This is a genomic window from Salipiger sp. D13 (assembly GCF_003703915.1).
Lineage (GTDB): Bacteria > Pseudomonadota > Alphaproteobacteria > Rhodobacterales > Rhodobacteraceae > Salipiger > Salipiger profundus.
The window spans coordinates 169466-189145 of record NZ_ML112594.1 but is presented as its reverse complement, the minus strand read 5'-3'; the positions used below and the strand labels follow the sequence as shown (position 1 = coordinate 189145).

Annotated in this window: 19 protein-coding genes; 5 read left to right on the top strand and 14 right to left on the bottom strand. The window is 67.5% G+C overall.

Translation table 11 applies throughout. The features are described 5' to 3' along the window. The first annotated feature begins 16 nt into the window (after window positions 1–16). A complete protein-coding gene (locus tag D6860_RS10570; protein ID WP_076624251.1) occupies window positions 17–889 on the top strand; it encodes a helix-turn-helix domain-containing protein in 873 nt (290 codons plus the stop codon). After that, entirely contained in the window at window positions 886–1653 is a 768-nt protein-coding gene (locus D6860_RS10565) for an HAD-IIA family hydrolase (protein ID WP_076624252.1), read from the top strand. The genes D6860_RS10570 and D6860_RS10565 overlap by 4 nt, the downstream gene beginning before the upstream one ends. A 70-nt stretch (window positions 1654–1723) precedes the next feature. Here D6860_RS10565 and D6860_RS10560 read toward each other — a convergent pair whose 3' ends face one another. Continuing rightward, window positions 1724–2143: a MarR family winged helix-turn-helix transcriptional regulator gene (locus D6860_RS10560; RefSeq protein ID WP_017468521.1), complete on the bottom strand. Its 420-nt coding sequence runs from the start codon at window positions 2141–2143 to the stop codon at window positions 1724–1726. Window positions 2144–2292: 149 nt separating this feature from the next. After that, a complete protein-coding gene (locus tag D6860_RS10555; protein WP_254681408.1) occupies window positions 2293–3330 on the bottom strand; it encodes a substrate-binding domain-containing protein in 1038 nt (345 codons plus the stop codon). Between the two features lie 218 nt (window positions 3331–3548). Between D6860_RS10555 and D6860_RS10550 the strand changes: the two genes are divergently transcribed. After that, on the top strand, window positions 3549–4994 hold the full coding sequence (locus D6860_RS10550) for an amidase (protein WP_076624253.1): 1446 nt from the start codon (window positions 3549–3551) through the stop codon (window positions 4992–4994). Here the strand turns inward: D6860_RS10550 and D6860_RS10545 are convergent. From D6860_RS10545 to D6860_RS10490, 12 genes are all read right to left on the bottom strand, one after another. Continuing rightward, complete coding sequence (locus tag D6860_RS10545) at window positions 4987–5760, bottom strand: urease accessory protein UreD (protein ID WP_017469463.1); 774 nt, start codon at window positions 5758–5760, stop codon at window positions 4987–4989. The two genes, D6860_RS10550 and D6860_RS10545, sit on opposite strands and share 8 nt — an antisense overlap. Then, window positions 5757–6362: an urease accessory protein UreG gene (gene ureG, locus D6860_RS10540; protein ID WP_076624254.1), complete on the bottom strand. Its 606-nt coding sequence runs from the start codon at window positions 6360–6362 to the stop codon at window positions 5757–5759. Before ureG ends, D6860_RS10545 begins: the two co-directional genes overlap by 4 nt. Continuing rightward, window positions 6359–8062, bottom strand: a complete 1704-nt coding sequence (ureC, locus tag D6860_RS10535) for an urease subunit alpha (RefSeq protein WP_076624255.1) — start codon at window positions 8060–8062, stop codon at window positions 6359–6361. The genes ureG and ureC overlap by 4 nt, the downstream gene beginning before the upstream one ends. After that, the gene (locus D6860_RS10530) at window positions 8059–8733 is read right to left on the bottom strand and encodes an urease subunit beta (RefSeq protein WP_076624256.1); all 675 of its coding nucleotides are present in this window, start codon (window positions 8731–8733) and stop codon (window positions 8059–8061) included. The genes ureC and D6860_RS10530 overlap by 4 nt, the downstream gene beginning before the upstream one ends. A 12-nt stretch (window positions 8734–8745) precedes the next feature. Next, window positions 8746–9396 carry an urease accessory protein UreF gene (locus D6860_RS10525; protein ID WP_017470157.1) on the bottom strand — a complete coding sequence of 217 codons (651 nt, stop codon included), beginning with the start codon at window positions 9394–9396 and terminating at the stop codon, window positions 8746–8748. Next, entirely contained in the window at window positions 9393–9866 is a 474-nt protein-coding gene (locus D6860_RS10520; RefSeq protein WP_076624257.1) for an urease accessory protein UreE, read from the bottom strand. The genes D6860_RS10525 and D6860_RS10520 overlap by 4 nt, the downstream gene beginning before the upstream one ends. A 74-nt stretch (window positions 9867–9940) precedes the next feature. Beyond that, a complete protein-coding gene (locus D6860_RS10515) occupies window positions 9941–11455 on the bottom strand; it encodes an amidase (RefSeq protein ID WP_076624258.1) in 1515 nt (504 codons plus the stop codon). 57 nt (window positions 11456–11512) lie between these two features. Then, entirely contained in the window at window positions 11513–12220 is a 708-nt protein-coding gene (locus tag D6860_RS10510) for an ABC transporter ATP-binding protein (RefSeq protein WP_017467402.1), read from the bottom strand. Beyond that, window positions 12210–12935, bottom strand: coding sequence for an ABC transporter ATP-binding protein (locus D6860_RS10505; RefSeq protein WP_017467401.1), 726 nt, complete (start codon window positions 12933–12935; stop codon window positions 12210–12212). Before D6860_RS10505 ends, D6860_RS10510 begins: the two co-directional genes overlap by 11 nt. After that, window positions 12932–13978: an ABC transporter permease subunit gene (locus D6860_RS10500; RefSeq protein ID WP_017467400.1), complete on the bottom strand. Its 1047-nt coding sequence runs from the start codon at window positions 13976–13978 to the stop codon at window positions 12932–12934. The genes D6860_RS10505 and D6860_RS10500 overlap by 4 nt, the downstream gene beginning before the upstream one ends. A gap of 13 nt (window positions 13979–13991) precedes the next feature. Next, a complete protein-coding gene (locus tag D6860_RS10495) occupies window positions 13992–14858 on the bottom strand; it encodes a branched-chain amino acid ABC transporter permease (RefSeq protein WP_076624259.1) in 867 nt (288 codons plus the stop codon). A 21-nt stretch (window positions 14859–14879) separates the two neighbouring features. After that, window positions 14880–16115 (bottom strand): urea ABC transporter substrate-binding protein, encoded by a 1236-nt coding sequence (locus tag D6860_RS10490; RefSeq protein WP_076624260.1) that lies wholly within the window; start codon window positions 16113–16115, stop codon window positions 14880–14882. A gap of 321 nt (window positions 16116–16436) precedes the next feature. Here D6860_RS10490 and D6860_RS10485 point away from each other — a divergent pair, with 321 nt between their 5' ends. After that, window positions 16437–18164, top strand: coding sequence for a nitrilase-related carbon-nitrogen hydrolase (locus D6860_RS10485; protein ID WP_076624261.1), 1728 nt, complete (start codon window positions 16437–16439; stop codon window positions 18162–18164). A 49-nt stretch (window positions 18165–18213) separates the two neighbouring features. Next, on the top strand, window positions 18214–19644 hold the full coding sequence (locus D6860_RS10480; RefSeq protein ID WP_076624262.1) for an amidase: 1431 nt from the start codon (window positions 18214–18216) through the stop codon (window positions 19642–19644). Window positions 19645–19680 lie beyond the last annotated feature (36 nt).

Here is a 19680-nt window from a genome sequence, read left to right as displayed (position 1 = left end):
CCGAAGGATCAAGACCATGACCATCCACACCAACCTGCTCGACCGTCCCGACCCCCGAGCGCTGACGCTCGGCAGCCTCGGCATCCTGCGCTGCGGCGAGGGCGAAACGCAGCATCTCAACCCGACCGACCCGTCGGGCGCGGCCTGCTACCATCTCGTCTTTCCGCTGAACGCCCCGACCCGCTTCTGCCAGGCCGGGCAGACCGGAGAGGTCCGCGCCGGCGGATACGTCCTGTTGCGCGGCGACCGGTTCTACGACCTCTCGTCGCCCTCTGACCTCGCGCGGTGGGTGGTCACCATCCCGGCCCGCGCGCTTCGCGACCGGCTCGTCGCGGTCGATGCGCATGTCGCCGGGCGGTTCCGCGCCAACCCGGAGATGGCCGCCTTCGTCCTGCGGACGATCTCGTCCACGGCGCATATCTTTCAAGACAACAGGCTGCCGCCCCGGCCCGAGGCGCTGGCCGCGGAAATCGTCGCGCTCACCGCGCTGATGATCGGGGCCGAGGACGGCTGCGACGAGAACCTCTCGAACGTCGGCCGGAGCCGGACGCGGCAGCGCATCATGGATCACATCGAGGCGCACCTGGGCGACCCGGACCTCGGTCCAGACACCATCTCCCGCGCGGTCCGGATCTCGCGCAGCTACCTCTACGAGCTGCTCGCCGAGGGCAACGAGACGGTGTCGGGCTTCATCCGCAGCAGGCGCCTTCAGGCCGCCTACGAAATGCTGATCGGCGATCCCCGCGGCAGCGTCGCGATCTCCGAGGTCGCCTACCGCACCGGCTTCCGCAGCCCCTCGCATTTCTCGCGCAGCTTCACCCGCCATTTCCACGCGACGCCCCGCGACATCCGTGCCGGCGCCGCCACACTTTCGAGACCCGCCGAATGACGTCCCCGATCCGTGCCGTGATTTCCGATCTCGATGGCGTCGTCTGGCGTGGCGAGGCGCCCATCCCCGAGGCCGTCGCGACCCTGTCCGGCTGGTCGGCGCGCGGCGTGCCGCTGGCCTTCGTCACCAACAACTCCGCCTGCTCGGCACAGGAGTTCGCCACACGCCTGCAGGGCCTCGGGATCGCCGTGGACCCCGGCCACGTCATCACGCCGATCGAGGCGCTCGACGCGCTCTTGCGCGATCGCCACGCCGGCGCGCGGGTCTACGTCATCGGCGCCGAGGCCCTGTCGGACGCGGTGCGCGCGGCCGGGGCGACGGTCGTGACCGGGCCCGAGGCCGATGTCGTGGTTCTCGGCACCGACTACGGGCTGAGCTTCGAGAAACTCCGCATCGCCACCAACGCGCTGCTCGGCGGCGCCGTCCTCGTAGCCACCAACCCCGACACGCTGTCGCCGGTGGCCGACGGCTTCGAGCCCTGCGTGGGCTCGCTCGTGGCCCTGTTCAAGGCGGCGGTGCCGGGGCTCGAGACCATCGTGCTCGGCAAACCCCAGCCGGCGCTGCTGCGCGCGGCGATGGCGCGGCTCGGGGCCGCTGCCCACGAGACGGTGATGATCGGGGACCAGGTCTCGACAGACATCCGCGCGGCCGAGGCCGCCGGCGTCCGGGGCTTTCGCATCACCACGAACCCGCACCAGGTCGCCCGTCCGGACGACCCTCTGCATGAGGTGATCGACCGGCTCGACGAGATCGCGCCCGCCTGACATCTGGCTTTCATGAGAAGCGTTTGAAGCTCCGGGGGCGCGGCATCGCGCCCCGGTCCGGCGAAGCGCCTCAGGCGCCGAGGTCGGTCAGGATGCGCCGCACGTCGCCAAGCTCGGTGGTGCCGAAGGCCTCGGCGATGTGGCGCTCGTGATCCTCGCCGATATCGCCGAGTTGCCGGCACATGGCGACACCGCTCGCGGACAGCGCCACGCGCACCTTGCGGCGGTCCTTCTCGTCGGGCACCCGGAACACGAGCCCCTCGCGCACCATGCGATCGATGATCTTGGTCAGCGTCGCGGGCTCGACCAGCACCTTCTCGGCCAGCCGGCCCATGGGCAGCGGCCCCTCTTCCTCGAGCGATTTCAGGACACGATACTGCTCGACCGCGATGCCGTTCGACTGGAGACGCTTGGTCAGGTCTTCCTCGATGAGGCGGTTGGCGCGGGCAATGAGATATCCGAGCTGCTCGGTGAACTTGGGATCGGCCATGGGGTTTCCTCGAACAACCTGAAATCGAATGAAGATATAGTATCGGTGGTTGAGTAAATCCACAATATTTGAAAATGAGAATAATTACCGGCAGACAATTGCCTGCCGGACTGTTGCAATACGTCCCCGACCGCGCGGACCGACCGGGATCAGGCGAAAGCGCGCTGCACCCTGAATTCCACCCCGTCGGCCTCGGCCAGACGCACGCTCGCGTCCTTGTCGCTGCGCCCGATCAGCCGGTAGGCGTGGTCACGCTGCAGCCGAGGCCGCAGGAAATGCGCCATGCGGCAACCGTCGACCCGGCCGACCTGCCGCGCCAGCGCCGCCACGAGGTAGATCGCGTCGTAGCATTGCACCGAATTCGCCGTCATCGTCGGCCGCTGCCCTGAGAAGCACGCGTCGTATTTCTCGGCGAGCGCATCGCGCCCGTGGCCCCGGCTGGTGTCGAAATAGGCCTGCGCGGCAAAGAGGTTCTCGGTGCCGCCATCCGCCAGCGCCATGAGCTGGGTCTCGTCGAAGGCGAGGTTCAGTCGCGTGATCCGGCCGCTCAGCCCGTCGTCGGCGAAGGCGCGGTTGAAGCAGACCGAGTCCTCACCCAGCATGGCGATCACCACCACGTCGGGCTGCGCCTTGCGGATGCGGTCCAGCACCTCGCCGTAGTCGCGCTGGCCGAACGGCAGCAGCATCTCGCCCACGAACTGTCCGCCCGCGTGCTGCACCGCCTCCTCGGTGGTGCCATGCGCGACGCGCGGCCAGATGTAGTCGTTGCCGACGAAGAAGAAGCGCTTGGCATGGCGGTTGGTCGCCATCCACTCGAGGCTCGGATTCAGCACCTCGCTGTCGGTGATGCCGAGCTGCGCAGTGCCCGGGCCGCAGAAGCCACCCTCGTAATGCGGGGTGTAGATGTAGGGCGCGAGCCCGCCGAGACCGCGCCGCACCGCGGGGCGCAGGTCGCTCGACTGCAGGCCGATCACCGCGTCGACGTTCTCGGTCAGGGCAAGCTTCTGCGCGGCCTTGTAGGCGCTCGCCTGCGTGTCGCCCGAGTCGATCTGCACGAGTTCGATTTCCTGCCCGAGGACACCCCCGGCAGCGTTCAGCTCGGCCGCGGCGAGCAGCGCCGCGCCCTGGGCTCCGAGGGTCCAGATACCAGCAAGCCCGTCGTGAGAGAGGATCAAACCGATTTTCATACGGAATCGGTAACGCGTGTTGGACCTCTCCACAAAGACTGTGGAACTTCACATCCGCCGCCACGCAGCGAGTGCCTATTCTCTACGCAGGATTCCGGCCGCGACTGCCAAGAATGCGCCGGAGCAGGATCGTCGGGATTATATTGTGGATTCTCGGATATTATCGTTTTCTAGTATTTGCAGGAGACATCTTTCCGACAAGACCTAGGAGACCCCCCATGAACGCCCACAGCAAGGTGGCCAACCTGTCCTCGCGCGATATCCCGGACCTTTCCCTCACCGAGACCAGCGCGCTGATCGCCAGCGGCCAGGCGACGCCGCTCGAGGTGACCGAGGCTGTCCTGTCGCGTATCGACGCGGTCGAGGACAAGCTCACCGCCTTCATCGCCCTCACGCGCGACCGCGCGCTCGAAAAGGCCGAGATCGCCACGAAGGAACGCGCCGCCGGCCTCGATCGGGGCCCGCTGCATGGCATTCCCTTCGCGCTCAAGGACCTGTGCGAAACCGATTTCGCGCCGACCTCGGCGGGGCTGGCCCTGCTCAAGGACAACCAGACCGGGCGCAACGCCACGGTGACCGAGCGGCTCGAACAGGCGGGCTGCATCACGATCGGCAAGCTCGGCATGACCGAGGGTGCCTATTCCGGTCACAACGACAAGATGGCGGTGCCGAAGAACCCGTGGAACCCCAAGCTGTGGCCGGGCTCCTCGTCCTCGGGCTCGGGGGTATCGGTCGCTGCCGGCATGGCCTTCGGCTCGACCGGCTCGGACACCGGCGGCTCGATCCGCTTCCCTTCGGGAGCCTGCGGCATCACCGGGATGAAAGGCACCTGGGGCCGGGTCAGCCGTCATGGCGTGTTCGCACTGGCCGACAGCCTCGACCACGTCGGCCCGATGGCCCGCACCGCCGAGGACTGCGCCGCGATCATGACCGCCATCGCGGGGGCCGACGCCAACGACCCGACCGCGCTTCTGGCGCCGGTGCCTGACTACCTCGCTGCCTGCGCCGGCCCGGTCCGGGGAATGCGCATCGGCGTCGACCGCGCCGCGGTGATCGACGAGAGCGCGCCCGAAACCGCCGCCGTCATCGAGGAAGCCATCGCGGTCTACGAGAGCCTCGGCGCCGAGATCGTGCCGGTCTCCTTCCCCTGGCCCTCGGACGCGGTCGACCAGTGGACGGTGCTCTGCGCCATCGAGGTCGCGCTTGCCCACGAGGGCCGCTTCCCCGAGCAGCGCGACGGCTACGCGCCGCATCTGACCGAGCTGCTGGACTACGGCCTGAGCCTGTCCGCGAAAGACGTCGGCGCGGCGATGCAATGGCGGCTGGTCTACAACGGCAGCGTGGCGCGGGCGATGCACGGGCTCGACGCGGTGCTGTTCCCGATCACCGGCGCGCCGATGGCGGAGCTGGATAATCCCTACGCCGCGCCGTCGGCGGGCAAGGGCGAGAACCTCGGCGACATGCTGAAGTTCACCGCACCGGCCGATTTCACCGGCTATCCGTCGCTGACGCTGCCCGGCGGCTTCGACAGCCGTGGCGGGCCGATCGGCTTCCAGCTGATGGGTCACGCGCTGACCGAGGACAAGCTCTTCAAGCTCGGCGCGGCGTTCCAGCGGGTGACCGACCTTCATACGAAGCGGCCGGACCTCACGCGGTTCATGTAAGCGAACGGATCTGCCGGAAGGCGCGGTCGAGCGCGCCTCCGGTCCGTGCGGCGATGCGGACGATCTGTCCCGCGTCGCCGCGCGCAGCCCCGGCGGCGGCGTAGCAGTCGGGCAGCTCCAGCGGGCCTTCGTCGAAGGGGCGCGCGCCGATGAAGGTCACGGTGCCGAAGGCCGCCACACCCCCACGCAGGGCCGCAAATCCGATCAGATCCGCCTCGGTCACATGCTGCCGTTCGCGCAGGATCGTGCGGCCTTCGGTGTCCTCGATGACGAGGTCGGAATCCCAGAAGCCGCCCCTTGCCCCGGCTTCCGGCTCCCGGCGACAGAATCCGTCGAAGAGGACCGCCCGCGCTCCGGGGGCCAGTGTCACACCGATGCGCTGGTGCATTTTCGCCCCGGTCATCAGCACGTTCGGATCGGCGAGATGGCGCACGATTGAACCGTCCTCGGCGAAAAAGCTCCAGTCGGAACGGCAGGCCCGTCCGCGCCGCGCGTCGGCGTGGATCATCAGCGCGCCCGCGCTCACCATGTCGACCGAGGCACCGGCCTGAACGCGCACCTCGTGCCGCCAGTGATCGCCTGGAAGCAGCGCCGCGCCGGCGCATTGCGGCAGGATGGTGAGCGGCCCCTGCAAGCCCTCGCGCCGGTATCCGCGCGGCAGCGACCAGGGCCATTCGACGTGGCGGTCGAGGATCGCCGTGCCGCCGTCCGGTGCCAGCCCGCAGGTGAGCGCGACCTGCGGCGGCGCTGCGCCGAAATCCTTCACTTGAAGAGCACCTCGCGGCGCAGGTGCCCGACCACCTCGGCCACGCCCTCGCCCTTGCGGCAGACCGTGGGCAGCACCGCGCCACCACCGCGGACCTCGGTCGCCTCGGTCAGCATCTTCGGAAAATCGACGCCCACATGCGGCGCGAGATCGGCCTTGTTGATGACCAGCAGGTTGGCTTGCAGGATGCCCGGCCCCTTCTTGCGCGGGATGTCGTCGCCGCCCGCCACGTCGATCACGAACATCCAGTAATCCACGAGATCCGGCGAGAACGTCGAGGCGAGGTTGTCGCCGCCCGACTCCAGCAGGATGAGATCGAGGCCGGGGTAATCTGCCTCGAGCCGGTCGGCGGCGGCCATGTTGAGCGTCGGGTCCTCGCGGATCACCGTGTGCGGGCAGGCCCCTGCCTGCACCGCGCGCACCCGGTCGGGGTCGAGCTTGCCGCCCTTGCGCAGGCGCTCGGCGTCCTCGTCGGTGACGAGATCGTTGGTGATCACGGCGGTCTCTATGCCCGCTTCTTTCAGTTCGGCCAGCATGGCCTCGATCAGGGCGGTCTTGCCGGAGCCCACGGGGCCTCCGATGCCGACACGTGCGGCTGTCATCTCAGGAAATACCTTCTTGCCAGGGGAACGCTGCGGGCCGGTTCGGCCACGAGAGGCACGCCGTCCGCCTCGACCTCGAAGGTCTGCGGATCGACGGTGATCTTCGGCAGCGCGGTGTTTCGGATCATGTCGGACTTGCCGAGCTTGCGCACATTCTTGATCTGCACGAACGGCTTCTGCACGCCCAGCTTGGCCTCGGTGCCGGCCTCGATGGCCAGCTTCGACACGAAGGTCACGCCGAGCTTGTGCTTGGCCGTGCCCAGCGAGCCCCACATCGGGCGGTGAATCATCGGCTCGGCGCCGGGGAAGCTGGCGTTGCCGTCGCCCATGGTGGCCCAGACGATGGTGCCGGACTTGATGACCGTGCGGGGCTTGGCGCCGAAGAAGGCAAAGGGCCAGAGCACGATGTCCGCCATCTTGCCGGGCGCGATGGAGCCGACCTCGTGGTCGATGCCCGCCGCGATCGCCGGGTTGATGGTGTATTTCGCGATGTAGCGCAGGATGCGCTCGTTGTCCGCCTGCGCCGTCGTCTCCTCGGGCAGACGCCCCACCCGGTCCTTCATCACCGAGGCCAGCTGCCAGCATTTCGCAAGGTTCTCGGCGAGCCGCCCCATGCCCTGCGTGTCGGTGGCGAAGATCGAGATCGCACCGCTGTCGTGCAGCAGATCCTCCGCCGCCATCGACTGCGGGCGGATGCGCGCCTCGGCAAAGGCGACGTCCTCGAGCAGGTCGAAGCTCATCATGTGGGCGAGCATGGTCATCGGCACGCCCTCTTCGAGCGCGGGCAGCGTGTAGGGGTTGGTGGGGTTCGTCGATGACGGCAGCACGTTGGGGTAGCCGTTCACCACGAGGATGTCGGGCGCGTGGCCGCCCCCTGCCCCCTCGGTGTGATACATGTGGATCGAACGGCCCGCGATGGCGTCCATCGTGGTTTCGTAGAAGCCGAACTCGTTGATCGTGTCGGTGTGCAGGTGCACCGAGAAATCCGCGTCGTCGGCAGCTGTCAGCGTGCCGTCGAGCACCGCCGGGGAAGCACCGAAATCCTCGTGGATCTTCACGCCGAGGGCGCCGCCGCTGACGCTTTCCGCCACCGCCTCGGGGTTGGAGTTTCCCCGACCGAGGAAACCGAAGTTGATCGGGTATTCATCGGCAGCCTGGATCAGCTTGCCCAGCACGTTCGGCCCCGAGCACGACACGTCGAAGTTCGGGCCCGGCGACATGCCGATCATCGTGGTGCAGCCGCCGGCCAGCGCATGGTGGCACTGCTGCGGCGACAGGAAGTGGGCGTGCGCCTCGATGGCCCCGGCGGTGACGAAATGGTTGTCGCCATGCACGGTGGTGGTGTTGGGGCCAGTCGTCATGCCGGGCGTCACGCCTTCCATGATGTCGGGGTTGCCCGCCTTGCCCACACCGACGATGCGCCCGTCGCGGATGCCGATATCGCCCTTCACGATGCCGAGCTCCGCGTCGATGATGATCGCGTTCATGATGACCATGTCGAGCGCGCCGTTCGCCGCCGTGCCGGTGGTGCAGAACCCCTCGCCGTCGCGCATGATCTTGCCGGCGCCGGCGGTCAGCTCGTCGCCCGGGTGGGTGTGGTCGTGCTCGATCTCGGCGATCAGCGAGGTATCGCCAAGGCGGACCATGTCGCCCGTGGTCGGACCGTAGAGCCGGGCATAGGCATCTCGTGCAAGTTTCATTTGACGTATCCCTTCTGCCTTGCGCGCTCCAGCGCCGTCTCGAGGCCGCTTTCCACCGGACCCTCGGTCAGCCCGGCGAACCCGTGCACCACCCGCTTGCCGCCGTAGGGCACCAGCACGACCTCTTTCTCGATCCCGGGATCGAAGCGTTCACCCCCGCCCGAGGGCCGGTCGAGGCGCATCCCGAAGGCGGCTTCGCGGTCGAATTGCAGCGCCGGGTTCACCTCGAAGAAATGCGCGTGGGAGCGGACCTGGATGGTGCGGTCGCCGGTGTTGAGCACGGTGACCGTGCGCGCCTCGCGACCCGCGTTGATCTCGATCTCTCCGCTCGCGGGGATGACCTCGCCGGGGATCGGATCGCCCGGCGCGGGGGCGATGGGGTCGAACACGGTGATGAGCTTGGTGCCCTCGGCCATCGATACCTCGACCGAGAAGGTCTTGAGCATATGCGCCACGCCGGGCTCGACCTGCTCATGCGTGAGCAGCGTCGAGGCATGCGAGACGATTTCGCTGTGCGTGTGGCCGTGGCGGGCAAAGGTCAGCAGCTCGTCGGCGAGCAGCGCCACCGCCTCGGGGTGTGCGAGCCGGATGCCCTGCGCCACGTAGCGGCGGGCGAGTTCCGCGGCGGTGAAGATCGTCAGCCGCTCCATTTCGGTGGGTGTCAGGTGCATCTGCGCGCCTTTCTAGTTGATGAAGAGCCGCCCGTCGCGCGGACGCATCAGCGCCACGTCCGACAGCGGCATGAAGCCCGAGGGCAGATCGTCGGGGGCGGGCTCCGTCGCGAGGTCCGCGATGAGCGGCGCGAGGTCGAGAAGTTCCCGCTGGGTGGTGATCGCGCCAGATTGGCCCAGCCGGACCGCCGCCGAGAAGGCGCCCCGCGCCATGCCGAGCGCCGAGGTTTCCAGCGCCTCCGTCAGGTTCAGCCCGCAGGCGCGGAGGAAGACGCCATGCGCCACCGCGAAGTGGCCGATGCCCCGCGCCTGCGCGTCGAGCGCGCCGGGGTCCATCGTCACCCGCAGCGCGCGGGCCGAGGCGAAGAGTGCGTCGCCGGCCTCGGCACTGTCGCGGCGCAGGCGTTCCACCGGCATCAGCGTGTCGACGGTCTCGAACCACGCGGTGAGCGCGTCTCCGGACAGGTCGAAGCCCCGCGCCAGCGCCACCCGGTCGAAGCGGAACCAGCGCGTGCGCAGCTCCATCGCCACCCATGCGGCGAGCGAGCGCTTGCAGACCTGGCCCTCGGCCAGTGCGCTTTCCAGCCCCCAGGAATAGGCGAAGACGCCCGAGGGGAAGGCGCTGTCGGCAAGCTGCATCGCGCGGATGGTCGAAAGCGTCATTCCGCGTCCATGATCTCGAAATCGGCAAGGCCGCGCAGGTCCGTGAGCCGCGCCTCGTAGCGGTCGCGCGGGCCGTCGAGCACCACGTCCATCACGCCCGCGCCGAACACCACCTTCCAGTGCAGGTTGCCGCACCAGTGACCGAGCCGCAGGGCATCGTCGACGGTGGCGGGCTTCAGGCGCATCCGGGCCGCGCCGTCGATGCGGGCGATGATGGCGAGCCGTCCGTCGTGGAACAGCACCGCGCCGTCCGACAGTCCCTGCTCTCGCGGCAGCGCGATGGCGCAATCGCGACCGCGGTCGGTCGTCACCCGCATCCGCTTGCGCGCGGCGTCGGCCTCGGGGATCGAGACGGTCTCGAGCGCGCCCTCGTGTTCCAGCGCATGCAGCCGGTCGTGCCATTCGGCGTCGGCCGCGCGCCCCAGCACCGCTTCGAGCATCAGCGGCCCGTCCGGGATCTGGTCTTTCATCTGTCCGTCCTTGCGAAGGGGAAAAGCCCGCCCCCGGGTCATCAGGGGACGGGAAGGTCTCCGGGGAGGGAGCGTTACCAGCTGGTCCAGTCGCCCGATTTCTCGAAGGCGTCGCCCAGCGTGTAGAGGGTCTTTTCGTCCCACATCTTGCCCACGAGCATCATGCCGACCGGCAGGCCGTCGACCTTGCCGCAGGGCACCGAAAGCGCGGGATGATGGGTGATGTCGAAGGCCGAGGTGTTGTTGAGCATCTCGAAGGCGCGCTCGACGATTTCCTCGCGGCTGGCGTCGGGGCCGGGCAGCGGGGTGGCGGTCATCGGCACGGTCGGCATCAGGATCGCGTCGTAATCGGCCAGCACCGCGTCATAGGCGGCCTTGAGCGGCTTCGTGAGGTTGAACGCCTTGCCGAAGAAGCGCTTGCCGTATTCGTCGTCGCAATACTGCGCGAAGAGCATCGCGAGCTTCAGCGTCTCCGACAGCTCGTCGGCGCGCTCGCGCCAGCCGCGGTGGAAGTCCATGAAGCTGGTGACATACAGATCGGGGCGCGAGGTGCCGTAGCCATCGCCCAGCATCATGGTCTGGGTCAGACCCTGCAGGCCGATCGGTGCCCAGATCGCCGGGGCAAGCAGGTGCATCGGGATCGAGACTTCCTCGACCGTGACGCCGAGCGCTTCCAGCTTCTTCGCCGCCTCGCGGACCTTCTCGTCGGACTCGGGCTGGCTGGTCGCGTGGCCGAAGCCTTCCTTGAGGATCGCGACCTTCATGCCCTTCACCGGCTTGTCGAGGCCCTCGGTATACTCGGAGACCGAGATGTCGATCTGGCGGCTGTCGTAGCCGTCGGAGCCCGCGAGCACCTCGAGAAGCAGTGCATTGTCGGCGACGGTCGAGGTGATCGGGCCGGCGTGGTCGATTGTGATCTCGATGGGCACGATGCCGGTGTAGGGCACGAGGCCATGCGTGGGCTTCATGCCGACGGTGCCGCAGAAGGCCGAGGGCATCCGGATCGAGCCGCCCTGGTCGCCGCCGATGGCCATGTCGACCTCGCCCTTCGACACCAGCGCCGCCGAGCCCGAGGACGAGCCGCCGGCCGACCGGGTCGGATCGTGCGGGTTGCAGACCGGCCCCTGCGCCGAGGTGTGCGAGCCGCCCGACATGCAGAAGCACTCGCAATGCGCCTTGCCGACAATGGTGGCACCCGCGTCGAGCATCCGCGTCACGATGGTGGCGTCGACGTTGGGCACGTAGCCCTCGAGCGTGGAAGAGCCGTTCATCATCGGCACGCCGCCGAGCATGACGTTGTCCTTGAGCACCACGGTCTTGCCCTTGAGCTTGCCCTCGGGGGCGCCCTCGACGGTGGATTTGACATACCACGCGTTGAGCTCGTTCTCTTCCACCGGCGGCCGGACGCCAACGGTGCGCGGATAGGTGATCTCGGGGATGGGGTCGATCATCAGGTCGACGGCGTTGTAGGCGTCGACGTAGCCCTGCATCAGCCCCTGGAAGCTCTTCACGTCCTCGGGCGAAAGATTGAAGCCAAGCCGGTCGGCCACGTCGGCCAATTGTTCCTCGTTCGGAAGTGTCACAGACATCCGTTCAGTCCTTTTGTCGCTATGGAAAGGACGTCCCCACGGGGACGCCCGAAGAGGTCAGGCGGTGAAGCCCATGAAGGCGCTCACGGCACCCGCATCGGTCAGCTCCGCCTTCGGGATCTCGCGGTCGAGCACGCCGTTCGAGATGGCGTAGACCCGGTCCGACAGGCCGGTGATGAAGTCGAGGTTCTGCTCGACCAGCACGATGGTGATGTCGATCTTCTTCGTGAGGCTTGCCAGCGTCTCCGAGATCTCGTCGATGATCGACGGCTGGATGCCCTCGGTCGGCTCGTCGAGCAGCATCAGCCGCGGGTGCCGCGCAAGGCAGCGTGCGAGCGCCAGAAGCTGCTGTTCGCCGCCCGAGAGCGCGCCGCCGCGCCGGTCGAGCAGCCGCTTGAGGCGCGGGAAAAGCTCGAGCATCTCGTCGGTGGTGCGGGCGACCTCGGTCTTGTTGCCCGGGATCGCCACGTGCAGGTTCTCTTCCACGCTGAGGTTGGGGAAGATCTGCCGGCCCTGCGGCACGAGACCGATGCCCATCTTGGCCCGCGCGTTGACCGGGGTGCCGAGGATCGACTTGCCGTCGAAGTTGATCTCGCCCCCCGTCACCTTCACGTAGCCCATGATCGAGCGCATCAGGGTGGTCTTGCCCATGCCGTTGTGGCCGAGGATACCCACCACTTCGCCCGGCATGGCATGGAAATCGACGCGGTGCAGCGCCGGAACGAGCCCGTAGGCGGCCGAGAGGCCCTTTACGTCAAGCAGCATTGGCCTGTTTCCCCAGATAGATTTCCTGGACTTCGCGGTCCTGCATGATGTCGTCGATCATCGCCTCGCGGAAGATGGCGCCCCGGTTGAAGACGGTGACGAACTTGGCGATCTGGCGGATGAAGGCCATGTCGTGCTCGACCACCACCACCGCCGCCGAGCGCGCCGATTCAAGCACCAGCTGCGCCAGCCGGTCGCGCTCGTCGCCGGTCATGCCGGCGGCGGGCTCGTCGAGCAGGATGAGCTTCGGCTCGCCCGCCAGCACCATCGCCAGCTCCACGAGCTGACGCTGGCCGTGCGACAGCAGCCCGACCTCGCGCTTGGCCAGATGGGTGATGCCGCAGCGCTCGAGCGTGTGCATCGTAAGCTCCTTCGCCATCGGCTTGAGGTGCTTGCGACGGGCGCTCAGGCGCACGTTCTCATAGGCGGTGATGCCGTCGAAGACATTGGGCACCTGCGTCTTGATGCCGACGCCGAGGTTGACGATCTGGTGCGTATGCGCGCCGGTGATGTCCTGACCGGCAAAGGTCACGGTGCCTTCGGTGGGCGTCAGCTGGCCGGTGAGGCATTTGAAGAAGGTCGACTTCCCCGCCCCGTTCGGGCCCAGCAGGCAACGCAGCTCCCCGTCCTTGAGGTTGAAGTCCACGTTGTCGACCGCCGTCACACCGCCGAAGCGCATGGTGAGGCCGCTGGTCGTGAGAATGTGCTCGCTCATTCCTTCACCGCCTTTCCGGGCATCGCCTGCCCCTGCCCGTGGTTGCGCTTCCACAGCACGTAGCCGCCGAGCATCAGCGACCGCGCCGTCGGCACGATGCCCTTGGGCAGCGCCAGCACGAGGATCATCATGATCGCGCCCAGCACGGCGATCGAGTTCACCACGTCGACCGTGCCCAGTTGCAGCGTCAGCCATTGCAGCAGGATGCAGCCGATGATCGGGCCAACGAGGGTACCGACGCCGCCGGCCATGACCCAGACGAGGGCTTTCGCGGACATCTCCATCGAGACCGAGTTGGGGTCGATGAAGGCCTGGTAGGTGGCCCACATGGCGCCCGCGATGCCGGCGATGCCGCCACCGATGGCGAAGACGACCACCTTCTGCTTGCGCACGTCGTAGCCGAGCAGGCTGGCGCGGGTCTCGTTCTCGCGGATGCCGATCGAGACGCGGCCGAAGTCCGAGGCGATCAGGAAGCGCAGCGCGATGTAGATGATGATGAGGAAGGCCATGAAGACCTGGAACATCTGGCCCGGGTCGAGCCACGCGCCGGGGTCACCGGGCACGTGCAGCGTCGGGATCGACGGGATGCCGTTGAAGCCGCCGAGGCGCGCCTCGCCGATGGAATACTCGGGCCCGGCGGTGTGGTTGATGAGCTTCCAGAAGATCAGCGCCACCACCAGCGTCACCACGCCGAGATAGACATCGGAGAGCCGACCGTAGAACATGAAGTAGCCGAGCGCCGCGCCGAAGATCGTCGGGATGACGAAGGCGAGCACCATGGGGATCGTGGTCGACCCCATGTTGATCGAGGCCACCGCGAAGGTATAGGCGCCGAGCCCGAAGAACGCGGCCTGGCCGAAGCTCAGGATGCCGCCGAAGCCCCAGATATACCCCAGCGACAGGGCAAAGACCGAGAGCACCACGTACTGGGTGATCTGCATGATGGTGAAGAGATCCAGCATCACGGGCGCCGCGAACATCACGGCCAGGCCGATCGCCACCATGACGTAGAAGCCGGGATCTCGGGTAACGGGTTTTTCCATGTGTCCCAGTCCCTCAGAGAGATTTCTTGAAGATGCGGCCGGTGATGCCCTGCGGCAGCAGGCGCAGCAGCACGAGGGCTGCCAGCAGCAGCGCGGCGTCGCCGTAGACCGGACCGGTGAGGAAGGTCATGCCCTGGCTGATCGAGCCGAGCAGCCCGGCGGCGCTGAGCGTGCCGGTGATGACCGAGGCCCCGCCGGTGATGACCGTGATGAAGCTCTGCGCGATGAAGTTCACGCCCATGGTCGGCACCACACCGGTCATCGGGGCCAGCAGCGCGCCGGCGAAGCCGGTGACCGCCGAGCCGATGCCGAAGGTCGCCATGTAGACCCAGCGCGTCGGGATGCCGAGCGCCTCGGACATGTCGGGGTTCTGCATCGTGGCGCGGGCGATGAGCCCGGCCTTGGTGAATTTCAGCACCGCCCAGATCGCCAGCAGCAGGAAGATCGCTGCGAAGATCAGCACGAAGTTGTAGCGCGGCACCTGGTAGTCGCCGATGCTCATGCCGCCGAGCGGCGTGGCGACCCCGGTGACCGAGTTGCCGAAGATCATCGTCACGCCGCCGATCATCAGCATCGACAGCCCCCATGTCGCCAGGAGGCTGTCGAGGATCCGTCCGTAGAGCCGCTGGATCACCAGCCGCTCCACGATCACCCCGAATATCCCCACCACGATGGGGGCGAGGACGAGCATGGCGAACCACTCGTTGACGCCGTTGCCTGTCGAGATCACCACCGTGTAGCCGCCCAGCATGAGGAATTCCCCATGGGCGAAGTTGATGATCTTCATCATGCCGAAGATGATGGCGAGGCCCGAGGCCAGCAGCACCAGCCAGGCCACGGCCCGCACCATCTCCAGCGCGATTACGAGTGTATAGTCCATGCTCGTCTCCTGCGTTTCAGATCAGAGGCTGATCTCGAAGTGCTCGTTCGAATCCGGGTTCTCGATCAGGTCGCAGACCATCTGCGTGTCGGTCGGCGGGCTGTCGGGATAGCTTTCCTTGATCTCGAAGACCTGGTCCTGCAGCTCGGCGATGTAGACGTCGCGGATGGCGTGCTGGGTCTTGGGATCGATCTTCACCTTGCCGGCGGGCATGTCGTAGGTTTTGCCCGAGGTCAGCACTTCGAGCAGCGCGTCGCGCTCGGTGGTGCCTGCTTCGGCGACCGCGTCGGCCCACATCTTCACGCCCTCGTAGGTGACCTCCGAGATCTCGGACATCACCCAGTCCTTGTCCGGGTATTCCGCCTCGACCTTCTCGAGGAACGCCTTGTTGGTCGGGTTGTCGATGGCCTCGAAGTAGCCGAAGGACGAGATGATGCCGTTGCCTTCCTCGGGGGTCATGATGACCTGCTCGGTGCCGCCGGCGCCGAAGACGGTCGACAGGACCGGGATCTCCGACTTCATGCCGGCCGCCGCCCACTGGCGGTAGAAGCCGAGGTGCGAGGTGCCCACGAGCGCCGACAGGACGAAGTCCGGAGCCGCGCCCTGGATCTTCGAGATCGTCGAGCCGAACTGCGACACGTCGAGCGGGAAGAACTCGGTCTCGATGACTTCGCCGCCGTTTTCCTCGACGTAGCGCTTCACCCAGGCCGCGGTGATGTGGCCGTAGTTGTAGTCGGCCGCGATCGTGTAGACCTTCTTGCCGTAGAGGTTCATGCCGTAGGGGATCAGGCGGGCCACGGTCTGCGCGGGCGTCGTGCCGAGCGTGATCTCGTTGCGGTCGCAGACGCCGCCTTCGTACTGGGTGTTGTAGAAGTAGAAGGTGTCGTAGCGGTGGAAGATCGGGCGGATCGTCTCGCGCGAGGCGGAGGTGATGCCGCCCATGACCACGTCGACCTGGTCGCGCAGCGCCAGCTGGGTCGCGTACTGGGAATAGAGCGACATGTTCGACTGCGGGTCGTAGATCACCGGCTCGACCTGCTTGCCGAGAAGGCCGCCGGCCTCGTTGATCTCCTTGATCGCAAGCTGGAACACCTGGTTCATCGGAACGCCGGTGGAATCGAGCGCGCCGGAGAGGTCGTGCAGGCCGCCGATCTTGATGGTGTCGGATTGCGCGCGCGCCACGAGCGGGGAGGCCAGCGTGGCGAGGCCCGCCATGCTGGTCGTGTGAAGAAACTTCCGTCTGCTGAGCTTGGTCATGTCGGTTCCCTGTTGGTGTTTGGACCTTCTCGAAGCTCGCCATAATGCTTGAAAATGCAAATATACATTCTGAGAAATTCATTCTTGATACATGAAAACGCGTAAACCTTGGGCGAAATGACGGGGATGTTGCTCACTGATTGTGCGAGAAGTGCCAATATACAGTCGTATACTGGCGATCCACGTGTCATTTCTGGTTGGCACCGTGGCGTCGCCCAGGACATCCGCAAATCCTCTTGATTGTCGATATTTGATATTTCAATAATATGGAAAGCCATTGCATCCCCGGGACGTCGTTCCGCCCCAGGACAGGAGATTCGCATGACCACCCCCGCGCCCTTCAAGACCGCCACGATCCAGTTCGAACCCACGATGTTCGAGAAGGACCGCAACATCGCGACCCTTCTGCGCATGTGCGAGGAGGCCGCCGCGGACGGCGCGAAGCTGATCGTGACCCCCGAGATGGGCACCACGGGCTACTGCTGGTACGACCGTGCCGAGGTCTCCGGTCAGGTCGAGCCGATCCCCGGCCCCACCACGGCGCGGTTCCACGAGATCGCGGCGCAGCACGGTTGCTACATCGTCGTGGGCATGCCCGAGGTCGACGAGGCGACAGGGCTCTACTACAACTCCGCCGCGCTGATCGGCCCCGACGGCATCGTCGGCAAGCACCGCAAGTCGCACCCCTACATCGCCGAGCCCAAGTGGGCCGCATCGGGCGACATCGCCCACGCGGTCTTCGACACCGAACTCGGGCGCATCGCCATCGTCATCTGCATGGATCTGCATTTCTTCGAGACGGTGCGGCTCGAGACGCTCGAGGGCGCCGACGTGATCTGCCACATCTCCAACTGGCTGGCCGAGCGGACTCCCGCGCCCTACTGGATCACCCGCGCCTTCGAGAACGGCTGCTACGTGGTGGAATCGAACCGCTGGGGGCTCGAACGCACGGTGCAGTTCTCGGGCGGCAGCTGCATCATCGGACCGGACGGCACGGTCGAGGCCAGCGTCGACGGCGGCGATGCCATCGTCACCGGCATGATCGACCCGGCCCGCGCCCGCACCCGCGAGGTGCTGGGCGAGCCGGTCTTCGAGATGCGCCGGCCCGAGCTCTACAAGACGCTGATGACCAACAGCTTCACCTGGAACCCGCTCGACTACCACAGGCTCTACGGCTACCAGCCGCTGCCCGAAGGCACCGCCTCGACGCTGGCGGTGGCGCAGTTCGCGCCGTCGGACGATGCCTCCGAGAACCTTGCGACGGTCGAGGCCTACGCCGCCGAGGCCGCCGCGAAGGGCGCCGCGCTGCTGGTGCTGCCCGAGCTCTGCCTGACCAGGACGCCCGAGCCGATCACCGGAGAGACGATCTCCGCATTCACCCGTATCGCCATGCGCCACCGACTGCACATGGTCGCGGGCTTCGCCGAGAGCGACGGGGCGCAGGCCTACAACACGGTGGTTCTCTCCGGTCCCGAGGGCCGCGTCGGGAGCTACCGCAAGATCCACCTGTCCCTTGCCGACCGGGCGTGGGCCACCGCCGGCAACGCCTGGGCCTGGTTCGACCTGCCCTTCGGCCGCGTCGGCCTGCTGACCGGCACCGATGCGCTGCTGCCCGAGGCGGGCCGCATCCTCGCGCTCGAGGGCTGTGACATCATCGCCTGCCCCGCCGATCTGCCCGAAGGCTTCACCGGCGCTCACGAGGGCACCGCGATCCCTCACAACTACCCCATCCCCAAGGGCGCCGATCCCTACCACTGGCACGCCTTCCGCACCCGCAGCGGCGAGAACAACCTGCATCTCGCCTTTGCCAACGCCTGCAAGGACACCCCCGGTCACAGCGGCATCTTCGGTGCAGACACCTTTGCCTTCCCGCGCGACGAAAGCGCCATCCTCGACACGCCGGGACTGGCGACGCTCGACATCGACCTGACCAACCTCGGCGGGCCCTACCCGACCAACGTCACGCGGCGGAAGGATCTCATCACCATGCGACTGCCGCATCACTACACCCCGCTCATCACCGAGGGCTCGCAGCTGGCGGCGGAGTGATCGCGGGGCTAGGGTCTGCCCGCAAAGACCGCCGAAGGAGACCGCGCGCATGAGCGGAACAGAGATCGCCGACCCGACGCAGCTCGGCGCCACGCAGATCGTCGAGGCGATGCGGGACGGCAAGCTGTCGTCCCGGGCGCTGATGGAGGCGGTGCTCGACCGCATCGACCGGCTCAACCCCGGGATCAACGCCATCGTCAGCCTGCGCCCGCGCGCCGAGCTGCTGGCCGAGGCACGGGACCGGGACAACAGGGCGCTGGCCGGGCCGCTGCACGGGCTTCCTGTCGCGATCAAGGATCTCGTGGCGACGAAGGGCCTGCGCACCACCTTCGGCTCGCCGGTCTTCGCCGACAACATCCCCGAGGCAGACGACCTCGTCGCCGCGCGGCTGAAGGCGGCGGGCGCCATCGTCATCGGCAAGACCAACACGCCGGAATGGGGCCACGGCTCGCACACGTTCAACCCGGTGTTCGGCCCCACCCGCAACCCCTACGACCCCGCGTGCAGCGCCGGGGGCTCGTCGGGCGGGGCGGCCGCCGCGCTCGCCGCGCGGATGCTGCCGCTTGCCGACGGCTCGGACATGATGGGTTCGCTGCGCAACCCGGCGGCCTTCTGCAACGTCTACGGCTTCCGGCCGAGCTGGGGGCTGGTGCCGCAGGACTCGGGCGGCGACACCTTCCTGTCGACGCTCTCGACCGAGGGCCCGATGGCGCGCAGCCCGCGCGACCTCGCCCTGCTGCTCTCGGTGCTCGCGGGGCCGAACCCCGAGGCGCCCTTCGGCCGCCCTCCCCCTGATCTTTCGGACATCGGCTGCGAGACCCTCTCGGGCAAGCGCATCGGCTGGCTCGCGGACTGGGGCGGCGCCTACCCGCTCGAGCCGGGCATCCGCGAGACCTGCGAAGCGGCACTGGCGGTGTTCGAGGATCTGGGCGCCATCGTCGAGCCGCTCGACCCGCCCTTTCCCGCCGAAGACCTGTGGTCGTCCTGGACGACCCTGCGCGCCGGGCTCAACGCAGGTTCCAAGCAGGCGCTGGCCTCGGACCCCGAAAAGCGCGCGCTCACCAAGCCGGAATCGCTGTGGGAGATCGACCAGGGCCAGGCGCTGAGCGCCGCGGCCTTCTACGAGGCCAGCCGCATCCGGTCGCTGTGGTATCGCGAGGCCGCCCAGCTCTTCGAGCGCTTCGACGCGCTGGCGCTGCCCTCGGCACAGGTCTGGCCCTTCCCGGTCGACTGGCGCCACCCCACCCGCATCGGCAGCCGCGAGATGGACACCTATCATCGCTGGATGGAGGTCGTCGTGCCGGTGAGCCTTGCCGGCCTTCCCTGCCTCGGCCTGCCCGCCGGGTTCTCCGACGCAGGCCTGCCGATGGGGATGCAGCTGTTCGGCCCGACCGGCAGCGATGCCGCGATCCTCGCCATGGGCGACGCCTATCACCGCGCGACCGACTGGCCGCCCCGGCGACCGCCCGCGCTCTCCTGACGTTTGCAGGGCTTGGAACGCCTGTCCGGATGGCAC